Below are 14,661 nucleotides of genomic sequence, written 5' to 3'. Positions count from 1 at the left end.
TTCGTGTCTGCCGGGCCCGAACACCGGGCCGGCGGGTTTACTTGGTGAGCGGCAAGCCTGCGGCCGTCCAGGCCGCCAGACCGCCTTCCAGGCTCTGGACGTCTTCGAAGCCGGCCGCCTGCAACTGGCGCGCCGCCTTGTCGCTGCGGGCGCCGGTCTGGCACACCACCACGACGGTACGGTTCTTCGACTTGTCCAGTTCGCCGATGCGATTGCCCAAGTCTGCCAGTGGGATGTGTTTCGCGTCGCGCAGGTGGCCTGCCGCGAATTCTTCGGCGCTGCGTACGTCGACCACGGTGGTCTTGCCGCGGTTGATCATCTGCGTCACCTGCAGCGGCGACGCGCGTTTTCCGCGCGGCGCCAATGCCGGCCACAGCAGGGCGGCGCCCGAAATCACGGCGATCGCAACAACGAAGATATTATCGAGTAAGAAATTCACAAGGGTTCCGATTGGTTGAACTGAATCGGGGCATTATAAAATAGATGCCGGACCGGACTTCAACCAGAATTTTTCGAGAAAAGACTGCACCATGTACAAGATCGTATTCATGCGCCACGGCGAATCCACCTGGAACCTGGAAAACCGCTTCACCGGCTGGACCGACGTCGACCTGACCGAGAAAGGCGTGGCCGAGGCGAAAAACGCCGGCCGCGTGCTCAAGGAAGCCGGCTTCACCTTCGACCTGACCTACACCTCGGTGCTCAAGCGCGCCATCCGCACCTTGTGGCTGGCGATGGACGAGATGGACATGATGTATCTGCCGGTCAAGAACGACTGGCGCCTGAACGAACGCCACTACGGCGCCCTGCAGGGGCTGGACAAGGCCGAGACCGCCGCCAAGTTCGGCGACGAGCAGGTGCTGGTCTGGCGCCGCAGCTACGACACCCCACCGCCGCCGCTCGACAGGGACGACGAACGCACCTCGTTCGGCGACCCGCGCTATGCCGGCCTGAGGGAAGACCAGATCCCGCTGACCGAATGCCTGAAGGACACCGTGGCGCGCGTGATGCCGGCCTGGAACGACGACATCGCTCCCGCGATCCGCGCCGGCAAGAAGATCCTGATCTCGGCCCACGGCAACAGCCTGCGCGCCATCATCAAGATGCTGGACAATATCAGCGACACCGACATCGTCGGCCTGAACATCCCCAACGGCCAGCCGCTGGTGTATGAGCTGGACGCCGACCTCAAGCCGATCAGGCACTACTACCTGGGCGACCAGGAAGCGATCGCCGCCGCCATGGCGGCCGTGGCCAACCAAGGGAAGGCAAAGTAAGTCTTGCGTTTGCCATTCATGAAGGGAACCGGCAGCGTACTCATGAGTACGCTGCTGGCGGTCGCGCTGTCCGGCGCGTTCGCAAGCGACGCCTGGGCCCAGCGCCAGACCGAGCGCAGCCGCCAGAAGGCGGCGGCCGAGAAGCAGCGCGCCGGCATCCAGCAACGACTGCAGGCGATCAAGCGCGACATCAGCCAGACCGAAAGCGCCAAGGAAGACGCGGCCGATACGCTGGCCGAGTCCGAGGCCGCCATTTCCAACGCCAACCGGGCGCTGCGCGACCTGCAGGAAGAGCAGGGCGCCACCAACACGCGCCTGCAAGACCTGGCCGCGCAGCAGGCACAGCTGAGCCAGACCATCGCCGCCCAGCAAGGGCAGCTGGCCAGGCTATTGCGCGAACACTATGTGGCTGGCAACGAAGACCGGATTAAGCTGCTGCTGTCCGGCGACAATCCGAACCGCATCAGCCGCGACCTGCAATTGATGGCCTATGTCTCGCAGGCCCAGGCGCGCCTGCTCGGCTCGCTGCGCGGCAACCTGGCGCAAGTCGAGGCCAACCGCGACCAGGTCGAGAACGCCAAGCAAGAGCTGGAAGAAATCGCCCAGGAACAGCTCGACCAGAAGTCACTGCTGGAAAAAGAAAAAGCCAAGCGCGCCGCGCTGCTCGACAACCTGTCGACCCGCCTGGCCGACCAGCGCAAGCAGGCCGACCGCCTGGAGCGCGACGAAGAACGCATGTCGGGGCTGGTCACCCGCCTCGAGCGCCTGATCCGCGAGCAGGAAGAAGCCGAGCGCAAACGCCAGGCCGCCCTGGCCGCCGCGCGCGCCAAAGCGAAAGCCGCAGCCGAGGCGAAAGCCAGGGCGCTGGCGGCGGCGCGCGCCAAGGCGGCGGCCGAGAAGGCCGAGCGGGACCGTGAACGCGAGCGCATCGCACGCGAGAACGCCAAGCCTGGCGCCAAGCCGAAGCCGATGCCCGAGCCGATCAAGGAAGCGCCGATCCTGGCCCAGGAGCCGGTGGAGGAAGATCCCGGCCCGAGCGAACCGCCGCCGCCGATCCTGGGGCCGGCCGCGGCAAGCGGCTCGTTCACGGCGCTCAAGGGCCGCATGGCCAGCCCGGTCAACGGCACGGTCGCGGCCCGTTTCGGCGGGCGCCGCGGCGACGGTCCGACCTGGAAGGGCAATTTCATCAAGGCGGCGGAAGGCGCCGAGGTGCGCGCCGTGGCACCGGGCCGGGTGGTGCACGCCGACTGGATGCGCGGCTTCGGCAACCTGATCATCATCGACCACGGCGACGGCTACCTGTCGATCTACGGCAACAACCAGTCGCTGCTCAAGCGCCCCGGCGACAGCGTGCGCGCCGGCGAGGCGGTGGCCAGTGCCGGCAACACCGGTGGCAACGAGGAATCGGGGCTATACTTTGAGCTCAGGCATCGCGGCACGGCCATCGACCCGACGGGCTGGGTCCGGTTCTAGGTATCAACAAGGGTCAACATGGGCATGAGAGCAAAGCATTTCGGGCTGGTCGGCGTGGGCGTCCTGGTCGGCGTGGCGGCATCGTTCCAGCTGTCGGCCCATGCGCAAAAAGCCGGCGCGCCCCTGCCGCTCGACGAACTGCGCCAGCTGGCCGACGTGTATGGCCTGATCAAGACCGACTACGTCGAGCCGGTGGAAGATAAAAAGCTGCTGTCGGAAGCGATCGGCGGCATGGTCGCCTCGCTCGACCCGCACTCGGTTTACTTGGATCCGAAGGCGTTTCGCGACATGCGCGAGGCGGTGCAGGGCAAGTTCGTGGGCGTCGGCGTCGAGATCTCGAACGAGGACGGCTACATCAAGGTGGTGTCGCCGATCGAGGATACGCCCGCCTTCAAGGCCGGCATCAAGCCGGGCGACCTGATCACCCGCATCGACAATGTTCCCGTGCGCAATATGTCGTCCGACGACGCGATCAAGCGCATGCGCGGCAAGGTCGGCAGCAAGGTCACGCTCACCATTGCCCGTCCCGGCGAAGACAAACCCTGGGTGGTGCCGATCGCGCGCCAGGAAATCCGGGTCGTCAGCGTCAAGGCCAAAATGGTCGAGCCCGGCTATGCCTGGCTGCGCATCAGCCAGTTCCAGGAAAACACCCTGGACGAACTGGCCAAGAAAACCAAAGAACTGTACGCCGAACAACCCGAGATCAAGGGCCTGGTGCTCGACCTGCGCAACGACCCCGGCGGCCTGCTGCCGGGCGCGATCGGCGTCTCGGCCGCCTTCCTGCCGCAGCCGAACCAGGTGATCGTCAGTACCCGCGGCCAGGTGGCGGATGCGAACCAGGCCTTTTATGGCCGGCGCGAGTTCTATGCCCAGCGCGGCGACCCGCTGGCGGGCTTGCCGGCTGGCCTCAAATCGGTGCCGATGGTGGTGCTGGTCAATGGCGGCTCGGCCTCGGCCTCCGAAATCGTGGCCGGTGCGCTGCAGGATTACCAGCGCGCGATCGTGATGGGCAGCCGCACCTTCGGCAAGGGTTCGGTGCAGACGCTGCGCCAGCTGTCGAGCGACACCGCGATCAAGCTGACCACGGCGCGCTACTACACGCCAAAAGGACGGCCGATCCAGGCCACCGGCATCGAACCCGACCTGCGGGTCGACGAGAGCGCCGAAGGCGACCTGCTGAACGCGCTGCGTGTGCGCGAAGCGGACCTGCAGCGCCACCTGGCGGCCGAAGGCGAGAAGAAGGACACGGCGCCCAGGGGCCAGAACTCCAGCCTGGCGCAGCAGCAGCGCGCGCTGGCCCTGCTGAAGGACCGCAAGCCGATCGAGTTCGGCGGCCAGGACGATTTCCAGCTGGCGCAGGCGATCAGGCACTTCAAGGGCTTGCCGGTGCAACTGGCCGAGGGCGTGCCCGACGCAGACAAACCCGCGCCGGCGCCGTTGCCGGGAGCGGAGCAGAAATTGCCTGAATTGAAGGCGCCGCCGAAGAAATAACGCTGGCGTGATGCCTGAACCATGAACGACAACCAACTCCTGCGCTACTCGCGCCACATCCTGCTCGACGACATCGGCATCGAAGGCCAGCAGCGCCTGCTCGAGGCCCATGCGCTGGTGATCGGCGCCGGCGGCCTCGGCTCGCCGGCCGCCCTCTACCTGGCGTCGGGCGGCATCGGCCGCATCACCCTGGTCGACGACGACACGGTCGACCTCACCAACCTGCAGCGCCAGGTCATGCACACGACCGAACGCATCGGCCAGCCCAAGGTCGATTCCGGGCGCGCGGCCCTGCTGGCGATCAATCCCGAGATCGAGGTGGTCGCCCTGAACGAACGGGCCGGCCCCGAGCGCCTGCTGGCGCTGGCGCGCACGGCTACCGTCGTGCTCGACTGCAGCGACAACTTCGCCACCCGCCACGCCGTCAACCGCGCCTGCTTCGCCGCCGGCGTGCCGCTGGTGTCGGGGGCGGCGATCCGCTTCGACGGCCAGTTGACCGCATTCGATCCGCGTCAACCCGACGCCCCGTGCTATGCCTGCCTGTTCCCTGAAGACAGCGGTTTCGAAGACGTGGCCTGCAGCACCATGGGGGTGTTCGCCCCGCTGGTGGGCATCGTTGGCGCGGTCCAGGCCGCCGAAGCGATGAAGCTGATCGCGGGCGTCGGCGAGTCCCTGGCCGGCCGCCTGCTCATGCTGGACGGAAAATTCATGGAATGGACTGGCGTCAAGGTAACGCGCAATCCCGCTTGCCCGGTGTGCGCCGGGCGCTAGCCAGGTTTGATGAGGCCTGGCTTAACGGTGCGGATCCAAGGTGTCGTGACAAGCGTAGGTAGCTTACAATTGCACACCCGCCGCCGGTAGCGGTGTAAGCGATTCGCATAGTTTGTTCGCAGTTTCATCCGCAGCATTGTCTTGTCATATTTCGGCCGTATACTGTCCCGGCTCCACCGATTCACCAGCCTAATCACACTGCATATGAATTTCCAACGTATACAACGTCGCGCCCGCGGCTTTACCCTGGTCGAGATCATGGTCGTCGTGGTCATCATCGGCATCCTCGGCGCCCTGGTCGTTCCTAAATTGCTGGGCCGCACGGGCGAGTCGCGCGTCACTGCCGCCAAGGTGGACATCGCCACCATGATGCAGGCCCTCAAGCTGTACAAGCTCGACAACCAGCGCTATCCGACCACCGAGCAGGGCCTGAACGCCCTGATCGCCAAGCCGAGCGCCGGCCCGGCCGCCAACGGCTGGAAAGACGGCGGCTACATCGAGAAGTTGCCGAAGGACCCGTGGGGCAACTCCTATCAATACCTGTCGCCGGGCGTGAAAGGCGAGATCGACGTGTTCTCCTACGGCGCCGACGGCCAGCCGGGCGGCAACGGCGAGGACGCCGACGTCGGTTCCTGGCACTAAGTATCTTTCATGCCGGCCTGGCGCGCGCGGGGCTCATCTTCCGGCTTCACCCTGGTGGAGCTGCTGGTCGTGATGGTCATCATCGGCATCACGCTGGGACTGGCTACGCTGAACGCCATCCCGAGCCCGCGCCAGGACCTCGAGAACGAGGCCCGGCGCATCGCGCTGCTGCTGCAGCTGGCGCGCGACGAAGCCATCGTGCGCAACCGCCTGGTCGCGTTCGAGGCCAACGGCGAGCGCTACCGCTTCATGGTGCGCGGCGACACCGGCTGGGAGCCGGTCACGCGCGACGACCTGCTGCGCGAGCGCAGCTTCAAGAATCCGCCGCTGCGGCTCGTGCTCGAACCGTCCGGCACGGGTGGCCCTGATATGCTGCGCATCACCTTCGGACGCGAGCCGGTCGACCGTCCCTTCGTGCTGACCCTGGCCTCGGGCGCCAACGCAGTCGCGATCCACGCCGACGGCGTCGGCCACTTTACCGTCGAATGACGCCCACGACCATGATGCCGTCCCGCAGAGGCCCTGGCTTCACCCTGCTCGAAGTGCTGGTGGCGCTGGTCATCGTCGGCACCGCGCTGGCCGCCGGCTTGCGCGCGGTGGGCAGCCTGACGTCCAACAGCGCCGGCCTGCGCGCCTCGATGATGGCGACCTGGTCGGCCGAGAACCGGCTGGTGCAGATCCGCCTGGGCCGCGAATTTCCCGAGATCGGCAAGCGCAGCTTTCCCTGTCCGCAAGGCGACCTGAACCTGATGTGCGAAGAAGAAGTGCTGTCCAGCCCCAATCCACTGTTGCGCAGGATCGAAGTCTCGGTGTTCGACGCCGACAACCCGGGGCGCCGCATCGTCAAACTCATCCAACTGGTCCTGAGGCCGTCCCCGATATGAGCGCCAGACATGCAGGCTTCACGCTGGTCGAACTCCTGGTGGCGATCGGCATCCTCGCCATGGTGGCCGTGCTCGGCTGGCGCGGGCTGGACGGCATCGTGCGCGCGCGCGTGGCGCTCACGCAAGAAATGGAAGTCACGCGCGGCATGCAGCTGGCCTTTGCCCAGATGCAGAACGATTGCGAGAACGCGGCCGGCAACGACATCATGCGCGGCCGCCCGACCCTGCTGTGGGATGCCGACCGCCTGACCCTGGTGCGCAAGGTCTTCGTCGAACACGAACCGTCGCGCCTGCAGGTGGTCAGCTACCGCGTGGTGAATGGGCAGCTGATGCGGCGCGAGTCGCCCGGCACGCGCGACCTCGACCACATCGCCGCGCTGTGGCAGGCGCTCGCGTCCGATGCGCCGGCCGAGAATTCGCCGTCGGTCGTGCTGCAGGTGGGCGTGAACGGCATGCAGGTGCAGGGCTGGCAAAACAATGCCTGGCGCAACGAGCCGACCGCGGTAGGCGGTAATGGCGAGCAGGAACCCCCGCCTGTCGATCCGGGCCTGGGCCCGGCCCGCTCGCGCGAGCCCACCGGCGTGCAGGTGGCGCTCACCGTGCAGGGCCTGGGCCAGCCGATGGTCAAGTCTTTCTTGCTGGGAGGCACCTGATGCGCCCCTTGCACCATCCGCGCCGCCAGCGCGGCGTCGCCGTGGTCACCGCACTGCTCCTGACCACGCTGGCGATCTCGATCGTCGCCAGCCTGTTCTGGCAGCAGCAGGTGCAGGTGCGCTCGATGGAAAACCAGCGCCTGCAGCTGCAGACCAAGTGGATCCAGCGCGGCGCCCTCGACTGGGCCAGCGTGATCCTGCGCCAGCCCTTCGGCGGGCGCATCTCGCTCGATCAGGTATGGGCCACGCCGCTGGCCGAGACCCGGCTCGACCAGTACATCGAACGCGAGCGGGTACAGGGAGAAAATTTCAATGCATCCCTGTCGGGTCAGGTATACGACGCCACGGCGCGATACAATCTGAACAACCTGGCAACGGGCGGCAAGCGCGATCCCGTGGAGACCGAAGTGCTTGGCCGCCTGTTGACCAATGTGCGGCAAGAGCCGCGGCTGGCGCGGCCGATCGCCGATTTCGTCGCCGCCGGCCAGGCGCTGACGGTGGATCCGGACGCGGAGGACAACAAAACCCCGCAGACGCCGCGCAAGGGCAACCCGATGCCGGTCCTGCGGGTGGACGACTTGCTGGCGGTGCCGGGCGTCAAGCCCGAGACGGTCGAGGCCCTGCGCCCGTTCGTGATCGTGCTGCCGGCGCAGGGCACGACGGTGAACGTGAACACGGCGCCGGCGGCGGTGCTGGCGGCGGTCTTGCCTGGCTGTTCGATCTCCCAGGCCAATGCCCTGGTCGAACAGCGCAAGCGGGTGCCGTGGAACGACGTGGCGATGTTCGAAACTGAATTGCAGTGCAGGACAGAGGCGCCGGAGGGACCGAAAATCAGCACCACCAGCAATTACTTCCTGGTGCAGAGCCGCATCCGCCTCGACCGCGCGGCGCTGGACGCGGAGTCGCTGGTGCAGAAAGGCAGCCTGGGAAACCTTGGCCCCGCCGGTGGGGTGAACGTGATCTGGACCCGCCAGAACTAGAAGAAAGCGAGACGGTTTGAGTACTCTTTATATCCGGCATCCGGCCAGGAGCGAAGGCGAAGGCGCCCTGTGCCGGTTCGCGCTGGCCGACGACAACGGCGCGATCGGACAGCAGGGCGAAGGCGCGCTGCGCAACCTGGGCGACCTGGTCGCGGCGAGCCGGCGCGTGGTGCTGATCGTGGCCGCCAGCGACGTCACCCTGCTGATGGTGCAGGCGCCGCCGCTGGCCGGCGCGCGCCTGCGCGCGGCGCTGCCGGCCCTGGTCGAAGAACATATCCTGGGCGATCCCCTCGATTGCGTGCTGGTGGCCGGTCCCGCCATGGCCGACGGCCGCCGTCCGGTGGCCGTGGTGCAGCAAGCCTGGCTCGAGTCGCTGGTGCGCAAACTCCTGGAGATGGGCGCGCGCGCGGTGGCGGCCGTGCCCGAGCAATTGTGCCTGCCCCTGCATCCGGGCAGCGTGAGCGCCGCCGTCGGCAAGGGCGAACTGATCCTGCGCCAGAGCCAGTACGAAGGCCTCGGCCTGGCGCTCGACGGCAGCCCGGTGGTGGCGCTGCAGACGGCGCGCGCGCTGGCCGGCGATGCGCCGCTGGTGCTGTACGTCGAGCACGAGCAATTGGGTGAATACCAGGCGCTGCTGGCCGAGGCCGGCCCCGGCGTCACCCTCGAGAGCGACAACTGGGCGCACTGGATCGCCGGCGCGCGCGGCAGCAACAACGGCGGCGCCGTCGGCCCCGCCCTCGACCTGGTGCCCGGCCTGGGCACGGCCGGCGTGGCGCGGCGCGACTGGCGCCGCTGGCGCTGGCCGGTCCGGCTCGCCCTGGCGGCGCTGGTGGTCCACGTCATCGGCCTCAACGTCGAATGGCTGGGCCTGAAGCGCGAGGCCGACGCCGTGCGCCAGCAGATGAGCCAGACGTTCCGCTCGGTGTTTCCGGGCCAGCCGGCAATCGATCCGGTGGCGCAGATGCAGCAGAATATCGCGCGCGCCAGGGCCGGCAGCGGCGAGGTGAGCGGCGATGAATTCACCGCGATGGCGGCGGCCCTTGGCGAAGCCATTGGCGGCCTCGGCGCGCCGCCTGCGATTGCATCAATGGAGTATCGCGAACGCGCCCTCACCGTGCGCGTCAAACCCGAGTCCGCCAATCCCGGCGCCGCAGACCAGCTGCGTCCGGCCCTGGCGGCGCGCCACCTCAGCCTGGAAACGCCCGACGCCAACACCTGGTTGATCCGCAGCACCGGCGCCTCGCAGTCGGGCGCTACGCAGTCGGGCGCATCGCAATCTGGAGTGACGCAATCGGGAGTCATGCAATGAATGTCGTCGGCACAATCAGCGGGCTGCGCGAACGCGCAACCGCCTACTGGATCGGGCGCACCGAGCAGGAGCGCAAGTTCCTGCTCATCGGCGGCCTGGTCGCCGCACTGGCGCTGTTCTATCTCGTCCTGCTCGAGCCCGCGCTTGACGGCCGCGAACAATTGCGCCGGTCCCTGCCCGAGCTGCGCCAGCAGGCGGCCCAGCTCGAGGCGCTGGCCGGCGAAGCGCGGGCCGTCGCCAGCGAGCCGGCGCCCGCCGTCACGCCGGTCACGCGCGAGTCGCTCGGCGCCGGCATGTCGGCGCGCGGACTCAATCCGGCGTCGCTGTCGGTGAGCGGTGAATACACCAAGGTTCAGCTCAACAATGTTTCCTTCGCCAACCTGATGGCCTGGCTCGACGCCCAGCGGCGCGAGAGCCGCCTGATGGTGCAGGACGCCCAGTTCAGCGCCCTGGCCGCGCCGGGCCAGGTCGACGCCACGCTCACGCTGCGCCAGCGCATCGAGCCGGCTTCATGAGGCGGGCGCTGGCGTGGGGCCTGCTGGTCATCCTGGCGGTTACGGCGACGGTGCTGGCTTTCCTGCCGGCGGCCTGGCTCGGCCCGCTGGTCGAGCGCCAGACCGGTGGTCGATTGACGCTGGGGGATGCGCAGGGTACGCTTTGGCGCGGCTCAGCCTTCATCGGCGGGGCGCCGGGGCCGGGCGGGGCGGTCACGCCCTTGCTGCCGGGCCGGTTTTCCTGGACCTTGTCGCCGCTGGTGGTGCTGGGCCAGGTCAGCATGACCCTGGAAAACCCGCAGGCGCTGACCAACCCGGTGCGGGTCGAAGGCAGCTGGTCGCAGTGGCAGGTCAATGCCGGCGAGCTGCTGCTGCCGGCCGAAGGGCTGTCGGGCCTGGGCGCGCCGCTCAATACGCTGGCGCCGAGCGGCCGCATCCGGCTGTCCTGGAACGCGCTCGACCTGTTGCGCCAACAGAACACCGTGACCGTGCAGGGGCGCACCGTCCTGTCGATGAGCGATATGGGTGCGCGCATGTCGCCCATCAAGCCGCTCGGCAGTTATGAAATGATCATGGACTGGCGTGGACCGCAGGCCGATTTGACCCTGCGCACTGTGCGTGGCGCTTTGCTGCTGTCGGGCACAGGTGTGCTGCAAAATGGGCGCCTGCGCTTTTCGGGCCAGGCCAGCGCCGCCGACGGCTATGAGGACCAGCTCGGGACCATGTTGAACCTGCTGGGCCAGCGCCGGATGGTGAACGGCAAAAACGTAATCGCACTCGAGTTCAGATAATGAAGAAAATAAACCGCTCCACCTCCGCGCACGCCGAACTTTTAGCCCGACCGCTGTCGGACCTGCAACTGCCGGCATGGCGTCGCCTTGCCGCCGGCGCCATGCTGTGCTGCGCCGCCATGGTCGCGTTGCCGCCGCCCGCGCTGGCGCAGGACAGCACGAACGCCGCCGCCTTGAGCTTCGTCAATGCCGACATCGAGTCGGTGATCAAGGCCATCGGTCACTACACCGGCATGACCTTCATCATCGACCCGCGGGTCAAGGGAACGCTCACCCTGGTGTCCGAGAAACCGCTGAGCAAGAGCGAAGCCTTCGGCCTGCTCACCTCGACCCTGCGCCTGCAGGGCTTCGCGGTGGTCACCAGCGGCGACGGCTACGCCAAGGTGGTGCCCGAGGCCGAGGCCAAGCTGCAATCCTCGCCGATCCAGGTCGGCGGCGTACGCTCCAGCAAGGCCACCGGCGACCAGATCGCGACCCAGGTGTTTTACCTGTCCTACGAGTCGGCCGCCAATCTCACCGCCGTGCTGCGCCCGCTGATTTCGCCCAATAACTCCATCATGGCGAACCCGGGCAACAACACGCTGGTCATCACCGACTACGCCGACAACCTGCGCCGCCTGGCGCGCATCATCGCCGCGCTCGACACCCCGGTGGCGGCCAACCTCGACGTGGTCCCGATCCGCAACGCGATCGCCAGCGACATCGCCCAGCTCGTGACGCGCCTGATGGAACCGGCCGCCGGCGGCGATTCGGGCCGGGTCACGGTGCTGGCCGACCCGCGCACCAACTCGGTCGTGATCCGCGCGCCGTCGCAGGCGCGCGCCAACCTGGCCAGGAGCCTGATCGCCCGCCTCGACCAGGAGAGCTCGAGCAAGGGCAATATCCACGTGGTCTACCTGAAGAACGCGGAAGCCACGCGCGTGGCCCAGACCCTGCGCGCCGTGGTCTCGCAGGATGCATCGGCGATGCCGCAGCAGCAGCAGGGCACGCAGGGCAGCTCGATCACGTCCGGCACCGGCAGCCAGGCGGGCCAGGGCGGGCAGGGCGGACTCGGCGGCATCGGCGGCCAGCAGGGGGGCATGCAGGGCGGCACCAGCATCGGCGGCACCAGCAACACCTTCGCCCAGCAGGGCCAGCAAGGCGCCCAGGGCGGCGGCCAGGGATCGGGCTTCATCCAGGCCGACGCCTCGACCAACAGCCTGATCATCACCGCGCCGGATGCGGTGTACCGCAACCTGCGCTCCGTGATCGACCAGCTCGACGTGCGCCGGGCCCAGGTCTACATCGAGGCGCTGGTGGTCGAAGTCACCTCCAACAAGGCGTCCGAATTCGGCGTGCAGTGGATCGGCGCCACCGGCGACTCCGACAGCCGATACCGTTTCGGCGGCCTGCAGAACTTCACCGGCGGCGGCGCCAACAACAGCATCGTCAACCTGGCGCTGGCGGCGGCCCAGGGCACGGGCGGCACCAACGGCGCCGCGCCGCCGGTCTTGCCGACCGGCCTGACCTTCGGCCTGTTCCGCCAGGTGGGCGGCGAACTCGGCCTGGGCGCGGTGGCGCGTGCGCTGGAAACCGACGGCAACGCCAACATCCTGTCGACGCCGAACATGATCACGCTCGACAACGAGCTGGCGACCATCAAGGTCGGCCAGAACGTGCCGATCATCACCGGCTCGTTCGCCACCAACAGCACCACCGGCGGCGGCAACCCGTTCCAGACCGTCGACCGGCAAGACGTGGGCCTGCTGCTGCGCGTGCGGCCGCAGATCTCGGAAGGCGGTACCATCAAGATGGCGATCTACCACGAGAATTCGAGCGTGGACGCCTCGACCCGCAATGCCGAGTCGGGCCTGACCACGAACGTGCGCGCGATCGAGAGCAATGTCCTGGCCGACGACGGCCAGATCATCGTGCTCGGCGGCCTGATCGAGGACAGCGAAGGCGATGGCGAAGAGAAGGTGCGCGGCCTGGGCGACATCCCGGTCATCGGCAACCTGTTCAAGTACCGCACCCGCAGCCGCGTCAAGACCAACCTGATGGTGTTCCTGCGGCCGGTTGTGGTGCGCAGCAAGGAAGCCTCGAATTCGATCGCGATGGACCGCTACGACTACATGCGCGCGGCCGGCGCCGCCGCCCAGCTCGAATCGACGCCGGTGCTGCGCGACCTCGGCGCGCCGCAACTGCCGCCGCTGGTGGAAGGCCAGCCGCCGGTCGGCGGCGGCATGGCGACCGTGCCGGTCCAGCGCCAGCCGGCGCCGAACGCGGCGCCGGGCGCCTCCAACGATGGCGCGCCATCGCGCCATCAGGGCACTGCGCAGGGCACTGCGCAGGGCACTGCGCGGGGAACCGCGCCGGGTGCGGGCGTGTCTGAACCAGGATCGGGCGCAGTCATGCCCGGCGCTGCAGTGCCAAACGCGCCAACACGTCCGGTGCAGCAGCCGAACGGGGAGTGAATCATGAACAATCTCTTGCCCTACGCTTTTGCCCGCGACCACGGGGTGCTGGCGCGCGGTAATGGCGAACCGGGCCAGAGCGTCGAAGTGCTGGTGTCCGGCAACACGCAGCCATCCGCCATCGCCGAGGTGTCGCGCCGTTTCGGCCGCATCCAGCTGCGCCGCCTCGACCGCGACGAGCTCGATGCGGCCATCGCCGGCGCCTACGCCGGCGGCGGCGGCGACGCGTCGCAGGTGGTCGACGAATTCGACGCCGACCTCGACCTGACCAAGCTGCTGCAAGACGTGCCCGCCATCGAAGACCTGCTGGAATCGTCCGACGATGCGCCGGTGATCCGCATGATCAATGCGCTGCTGACGCAATCGCTGCGCGAAGGCGCGTCCGACATCCACATCGAGCCGTTCGAACAGACCTCGGTGGTGCGCTTTCGCATCGACGGCGCGCTGCGCGACATCGTGCGCCCCAAGAAGGCGATCCACGCCTCGCTGATCTCGCGTATCAAGATCATGTCGCAGCTCGACATCGCCGAGAAACGCCTGCCGCAGGATGGCCGCATCACCCTGCGCGTGGGCGGTAAACCAGTCGACGTGCGCGTCTCGACCCTGCCGACCGGCCACGGCGAACGCGCCGTGCTGCGTCTGCTGGACAAGGAAGCGGGGCGCCTCGACCTGTCGCACCTGGGCATGGCCGAAGACATGCTGCCGCAGTTCGACCGCCTGATCAACCAGCCGCACGGCATCGTGCTGGTGACCGGCCCGACCGGTTCCGGCAAGACCACCACCCTGTACGCGGCGCTGTCGCGCCTGAACGCGTCCACCACCAACATCATGACGGTGGAAGACCCGATCGAATACGACCTGAACGGTGTTGGCCAAACGCAGGTCAATGCCCGCATCGACATGACGTTCGCGAAGGCGCTGCGCGCCATCCTGCGGCAAGACCCGGACGTGATCATGATCGGCGAGATCCGCGACCTGGAGACGGCGCAGATCGCGGTGCAGGCCTCGCTCACCGGCCACCTGGTGCTGGCCACCCTGCACACCAACGATGCCGCCTCGGCAGTGACGCGCCTGCTGGACATGGGCATCGAACCGTTCCTGCTGTCCTCGTCGCTGCTGGGCGTGATGGCCCAGCGCCTCGTGCGCAAGCTCTGCTCGCAATGCAAGACCTTCGACGGTTCCGCCTGGCATGCGGTCGGCTGCGAGCGCTGCGGCCACACGGGCTATCACGGCCGGGTCGGCGTCTACGAGCTGCTCGAAACCACCGAAAAGATTCGCGCCCAGATCCACAACCGCGCCTCCGAGGCCGAGATCCGCGAAACCGCGCTGGGCACCGGCATGAAGACCATGCGCGACGACGGCGAACGCTGGCTGGCGGACGGCACCACCACGCGCGCCGAACTGGTGCGCGTGACCAAGGATTGACAGGCGAGCATGAGGATG

Annotated in this window: 15 protein-coding genes; 14 read left to right on the top strand and 1 reads right to left on the bottom strand. The window is 67.8% G+C overall.

Going from position 1 to position 14,661, the window contains the following annotated elements; all coding sequences use genetic code 11:
- Positions 1 to 37 precede the first annotated feature (37 nt).
- On the bottom strand, positions 38 to 439 hold the full coding sequence (locus ACZ9AQ_RS01320) for a rhodanese-like domain-containing protein (RefSeq protein WP_429201371.1): 402 nt from the start codon (positions 437 to 439) through the stop codon (positions 38 to 40).
- A gap of 91 nt (positions 440 to 530) precedes the next feature.
- Between ACZ9AQ_RS01320 and gpmA the strand changes: the two genes are divergently transcribed.
- From gpmA to gspE, 14 genes are all read left to right on the top strand, one after another.
- Entirely contained in the window at positions 531 to 1,277 is a 747-nt protein-coding gene (gene gpmA, locus ACZ9AQ_RS01315; protein ID WP_429201373.1) for a 2,3-diphosphoglycerate-dependent phosphoglycerate mutase, read from the top strand.
- Between the two features lie 42 nt (positions 1,278 to 1,319).
- Positions 1,320 to 2,750, top strand: a complete 1,431-nt coding sequence (locus ACZ9AQ_RS01310) for a murein hydrolase activator EnvC family protein (RefSeq protein WP_429201375.1) — start codon at positions 1,320 to 1,322, stop codon at positions 2,748 to 2,750.
- Between the two features lie 18 nt (positions 2,751 to 2,768).
- Complete coding sequence (locus tag ACZ9AQ_RS01305) at positions 2,769 to 4,241, top strand: S41 family peptidase (protein WP_429201376.1); 1,473 nt, start codon at positions 2,769 to 2,771, stop codon at positions 4,239 to 4,241.
- 21 nt (positions 4,242 to 4,262) lie between these two features.
- On the top strand, positions 4,263 to 5,012 hold the full coding sequence (locus ACZ9AQ_RS01300; RefSeq protein WP_429201378.1) for a HesA/MoeB/ThiF family protein: 750 nt from the start codon (positions 4,263 to 4,265) through the stop codon (positions 5,010 to 5,012).
- Between the two features lie 204 nt (positions 5,013 to 5,216).
- Complete coding sequence (gene gspG, locus ACZ9AQ_RS01295; protein ID WP_429201380.1) at positions 5,217 to 5,654, top strand: type II secretion system major pseudopilin GspG; 438 nt, start codon at positions 5,217 to 5,219, stop codon at positions 5,652 to 5,654.
- Positions 5,655 to 5,663: 9 nt separating this feature from the next.
- Positions 5,664 to 6,143 (top strand): GspH/FimT family pseudopilin, encoded by a 480-nt coding sequence (locus ACZ9AQ_RS01290; protein WP_429201382.1) that lies wholly within the window; start codon positions 5,664 to 5,666, stop codon positions 6,141 to 6,143.
- 14 nt (positions 6,144 to 6,157) lie between these two features.
- Positions 6,158 to 6,538 (top strand): type II secretion system minor pseudopilin GspI, encoded by a 381-nt coding sequence (gspI, locus tag ACZ9AQ_RS01285; protein ID WP_429201789.1) that lies wholly within the window; start codon positions 6,158 to 6,160, stop codon positions 6,536 to 6,538.
- Positions 6,535 to 7,191 carry a PulJ/GspJ family protein gene (locus ACZ9AQ_RS01280; RefSeq protein ID WP_429201383.1) on the top strand — a complete coding sequence of 219 codons (657 nt, stop codon included), beginning with the start codon at positions 6,535 to 6,537 and terminating at the stop codon, positions 7,189 to 7,191. Before gspI ends, ACZ9AQ_RS01280 begins: the two co-directional genes overlap by 4 nt.
- Positions 7,191 to 8,171 carry a type II secretion system minor pseudopilin GspK gene (gene gspK / locus ACZ9AQ_RS01275; RefSeq protein ID WP_429201385.1) on the top strand — a complete coding sequence of 327 codons (981 nt, stop codon included), beginning with the start codon at positions 7,191 to 7,193 and terminating at the stop codon, positions 8,169 to 8,171. The genes ACZ9AQ_RS01280 and gspK overlap by 1 nt, the downstream gene beginning before the upstream one ends.
- Positions 8,172 to 8,187: 16 nt before the next feature.
- Positions 8,188 to 9,480 (top strand): type II secretion system protein GspL, encoded by a 1,293-nt coding sequence (gene gspL, locus ACZ9AQ_RS01270; RefSeq protein ID WP_429201387.1) that lies wholly within the window; start codon positions 8,188 to 8,190, stop codon positions 9,478 to 9,480.
- Complete coding sequence (gene gspM / locus ACZ9AQ_RS01265) at positions 9,477 to 9,995, top strand: type II secretion system protein GspM (protein WP_429201388.1); 519 nt, start codon at positions 9,477 to 9,479, stop codon at positions 9,993 to 9,995. Before gspL ends, gspM begins: the two co-directional genes overlap by 4 nt.
- Positions 9,992 to 10,765 carry a type II secretion system protein N gene (gene gspN / locus ACZ9AQ_RS01260; protein ID WP_429201390.1) on the top strand — a complete coding sequence of 258 codons (774 nt, stop codon included), beginning with the start codon at positions 9,992 to 9,994 and terminating at the stop codon, positions 10,763 to 10,765. Before gspM ends, gspN begins: the two co-directional genes overlap by 4 nt.
- Positions 10,765 to 13,218 carry a type II secretion system secretin GspD gene (gene gspD / locus ACZ9AQ_RS01255; RefSeq protein WP_429201392.1) on the top strand — a complete coding sequence of 818 codons (2,454 nt, stop codon included), beginning with the start codon at positions 10,765 to 10,767 and terminating at the stop codon, positions 13,216 to 13,218. Before gspN ends, gspD begins: the two co-directional genes overlap by 1 nt.
- Positions 13,219 to 13,221: 3 nt before the next feature.
- The gene (gspE, locus tag ACZ9AQ_RS01250) at positions 13,222 to 14,643 is read left to right on the top strand and encodes a type II secretion system ATPase GspE (protein ID WP_429201394.1); all 1,422 of its coding nucleotides are present in this window, start codon (positions 13,222 to 13,224) and stop codon (positions 14,641 to 14,643) included.
- Positions 14,644 to 14,661: the final 18 nt, after the last annotated feature.

This window comes from Massilia sp. UYP34, assembly GCF_056279385.1.
This window is presented reverse-complemented; position numbering and strand designations above follow the sequence as displayed.

What these genes read in the sequence shown, in the direction of transcription:
- gspN (WP_429201390.1), top strand. Translation starts at nt 9,992, where the DNA reads ATGAGGCGGGCGCTGGCGTGGGGCCTGCTGGTCATCCTGGCGGTTACG.
- ACZ9AQ_RS01305 (WP_429201376.1), top strand. Translation starts at nt 2,769, where the DNA reads ATGGGCATGAGAGCAAAGCATTTCGGGCTGGTCGGCGTGGGCGTCCTG.
- gspM (WP_429201388.1), top strand. Translation starts at nt 9,477, where the DNA reads ATGAATGTCGTCGGCACAATCAGCGGGCTGCGCGAACGCGCAACCGCC.
- gpmA (WP_429201373.1), top strand. Translation starts at nt 531, where the DNA reads ATGTACAAGATCGTATTCATGCGCCACGGCGAATCCACCTGGAACCTG.
- gspK (WP_429201385.1), top strand. Translation starts at nt 7,191, where the DNA reads ATGCGCCCCTTGCACCATCCGCGCCGCCAGCGCGGCGTCGCCGTGGTC.
- ACZ9AQ_RS01300 (WP_429201378.1), top strand. Translation starts at nt 4,263, where the DNA reads ATGAACGACAACCAACTCCTGCGCTACTCGCGCCACATCCTGCTCGAC.
- gspD (WP_429201392.1), top strand. Translation starts at nt 10,765, where the DNA reads ATGAAGAAAATAAACCGCTCCACCTCCGCGCACGCCGAACTTTTAGCC.
- ACZ9AQ_RS01280 (WP_429201383.1), top strand. Translation starts at nt 6,535, where the DNA reads ATGAGCGCCAGACATGCAGGCTTCACGCTGGTCGAACTCCTGGTGGCG.
- gspG (WP_429201380.1), top strand. Translation starts at nt 5,217, where the DNA reads ATGAATTTCCAACGTATACAACGTCGCGCCCGCGGCTTTACCCTGGTC.
- ACZ9AQ_RS01310 (WP_429201375.1), top strand. Translation starts at nt 1,320, where the DNA reads ATGAGTACGCTGCTGGCGGTCGCGCTGTCCGGCGCGTTCGCAAGCGAC.
- gspE (WP_429201394.1), top strand. Translation starts at nt 13,222, where the DNA reads ATGAACAATCTCTTGCCCTACGCTTTTGCCCGCGACCACGGGGTGCTG.
- ACZ9AQ_RS01290 (WP_429201382.1), top strand. Translation starts at nt 5,664, where the DNA reads ATGCCGGCCTGGCGCGCGCGGGGCTCATCTTCCGGCTTCACCCTGGTG.
- gspI (WP_429201789.1), top strand. Translation starts at nt 6,158, where the DNA reads ATGCCGTCCCGCAGAGGCCCTGGCTTCACCCTGCTCGAAGTGCTGGTG.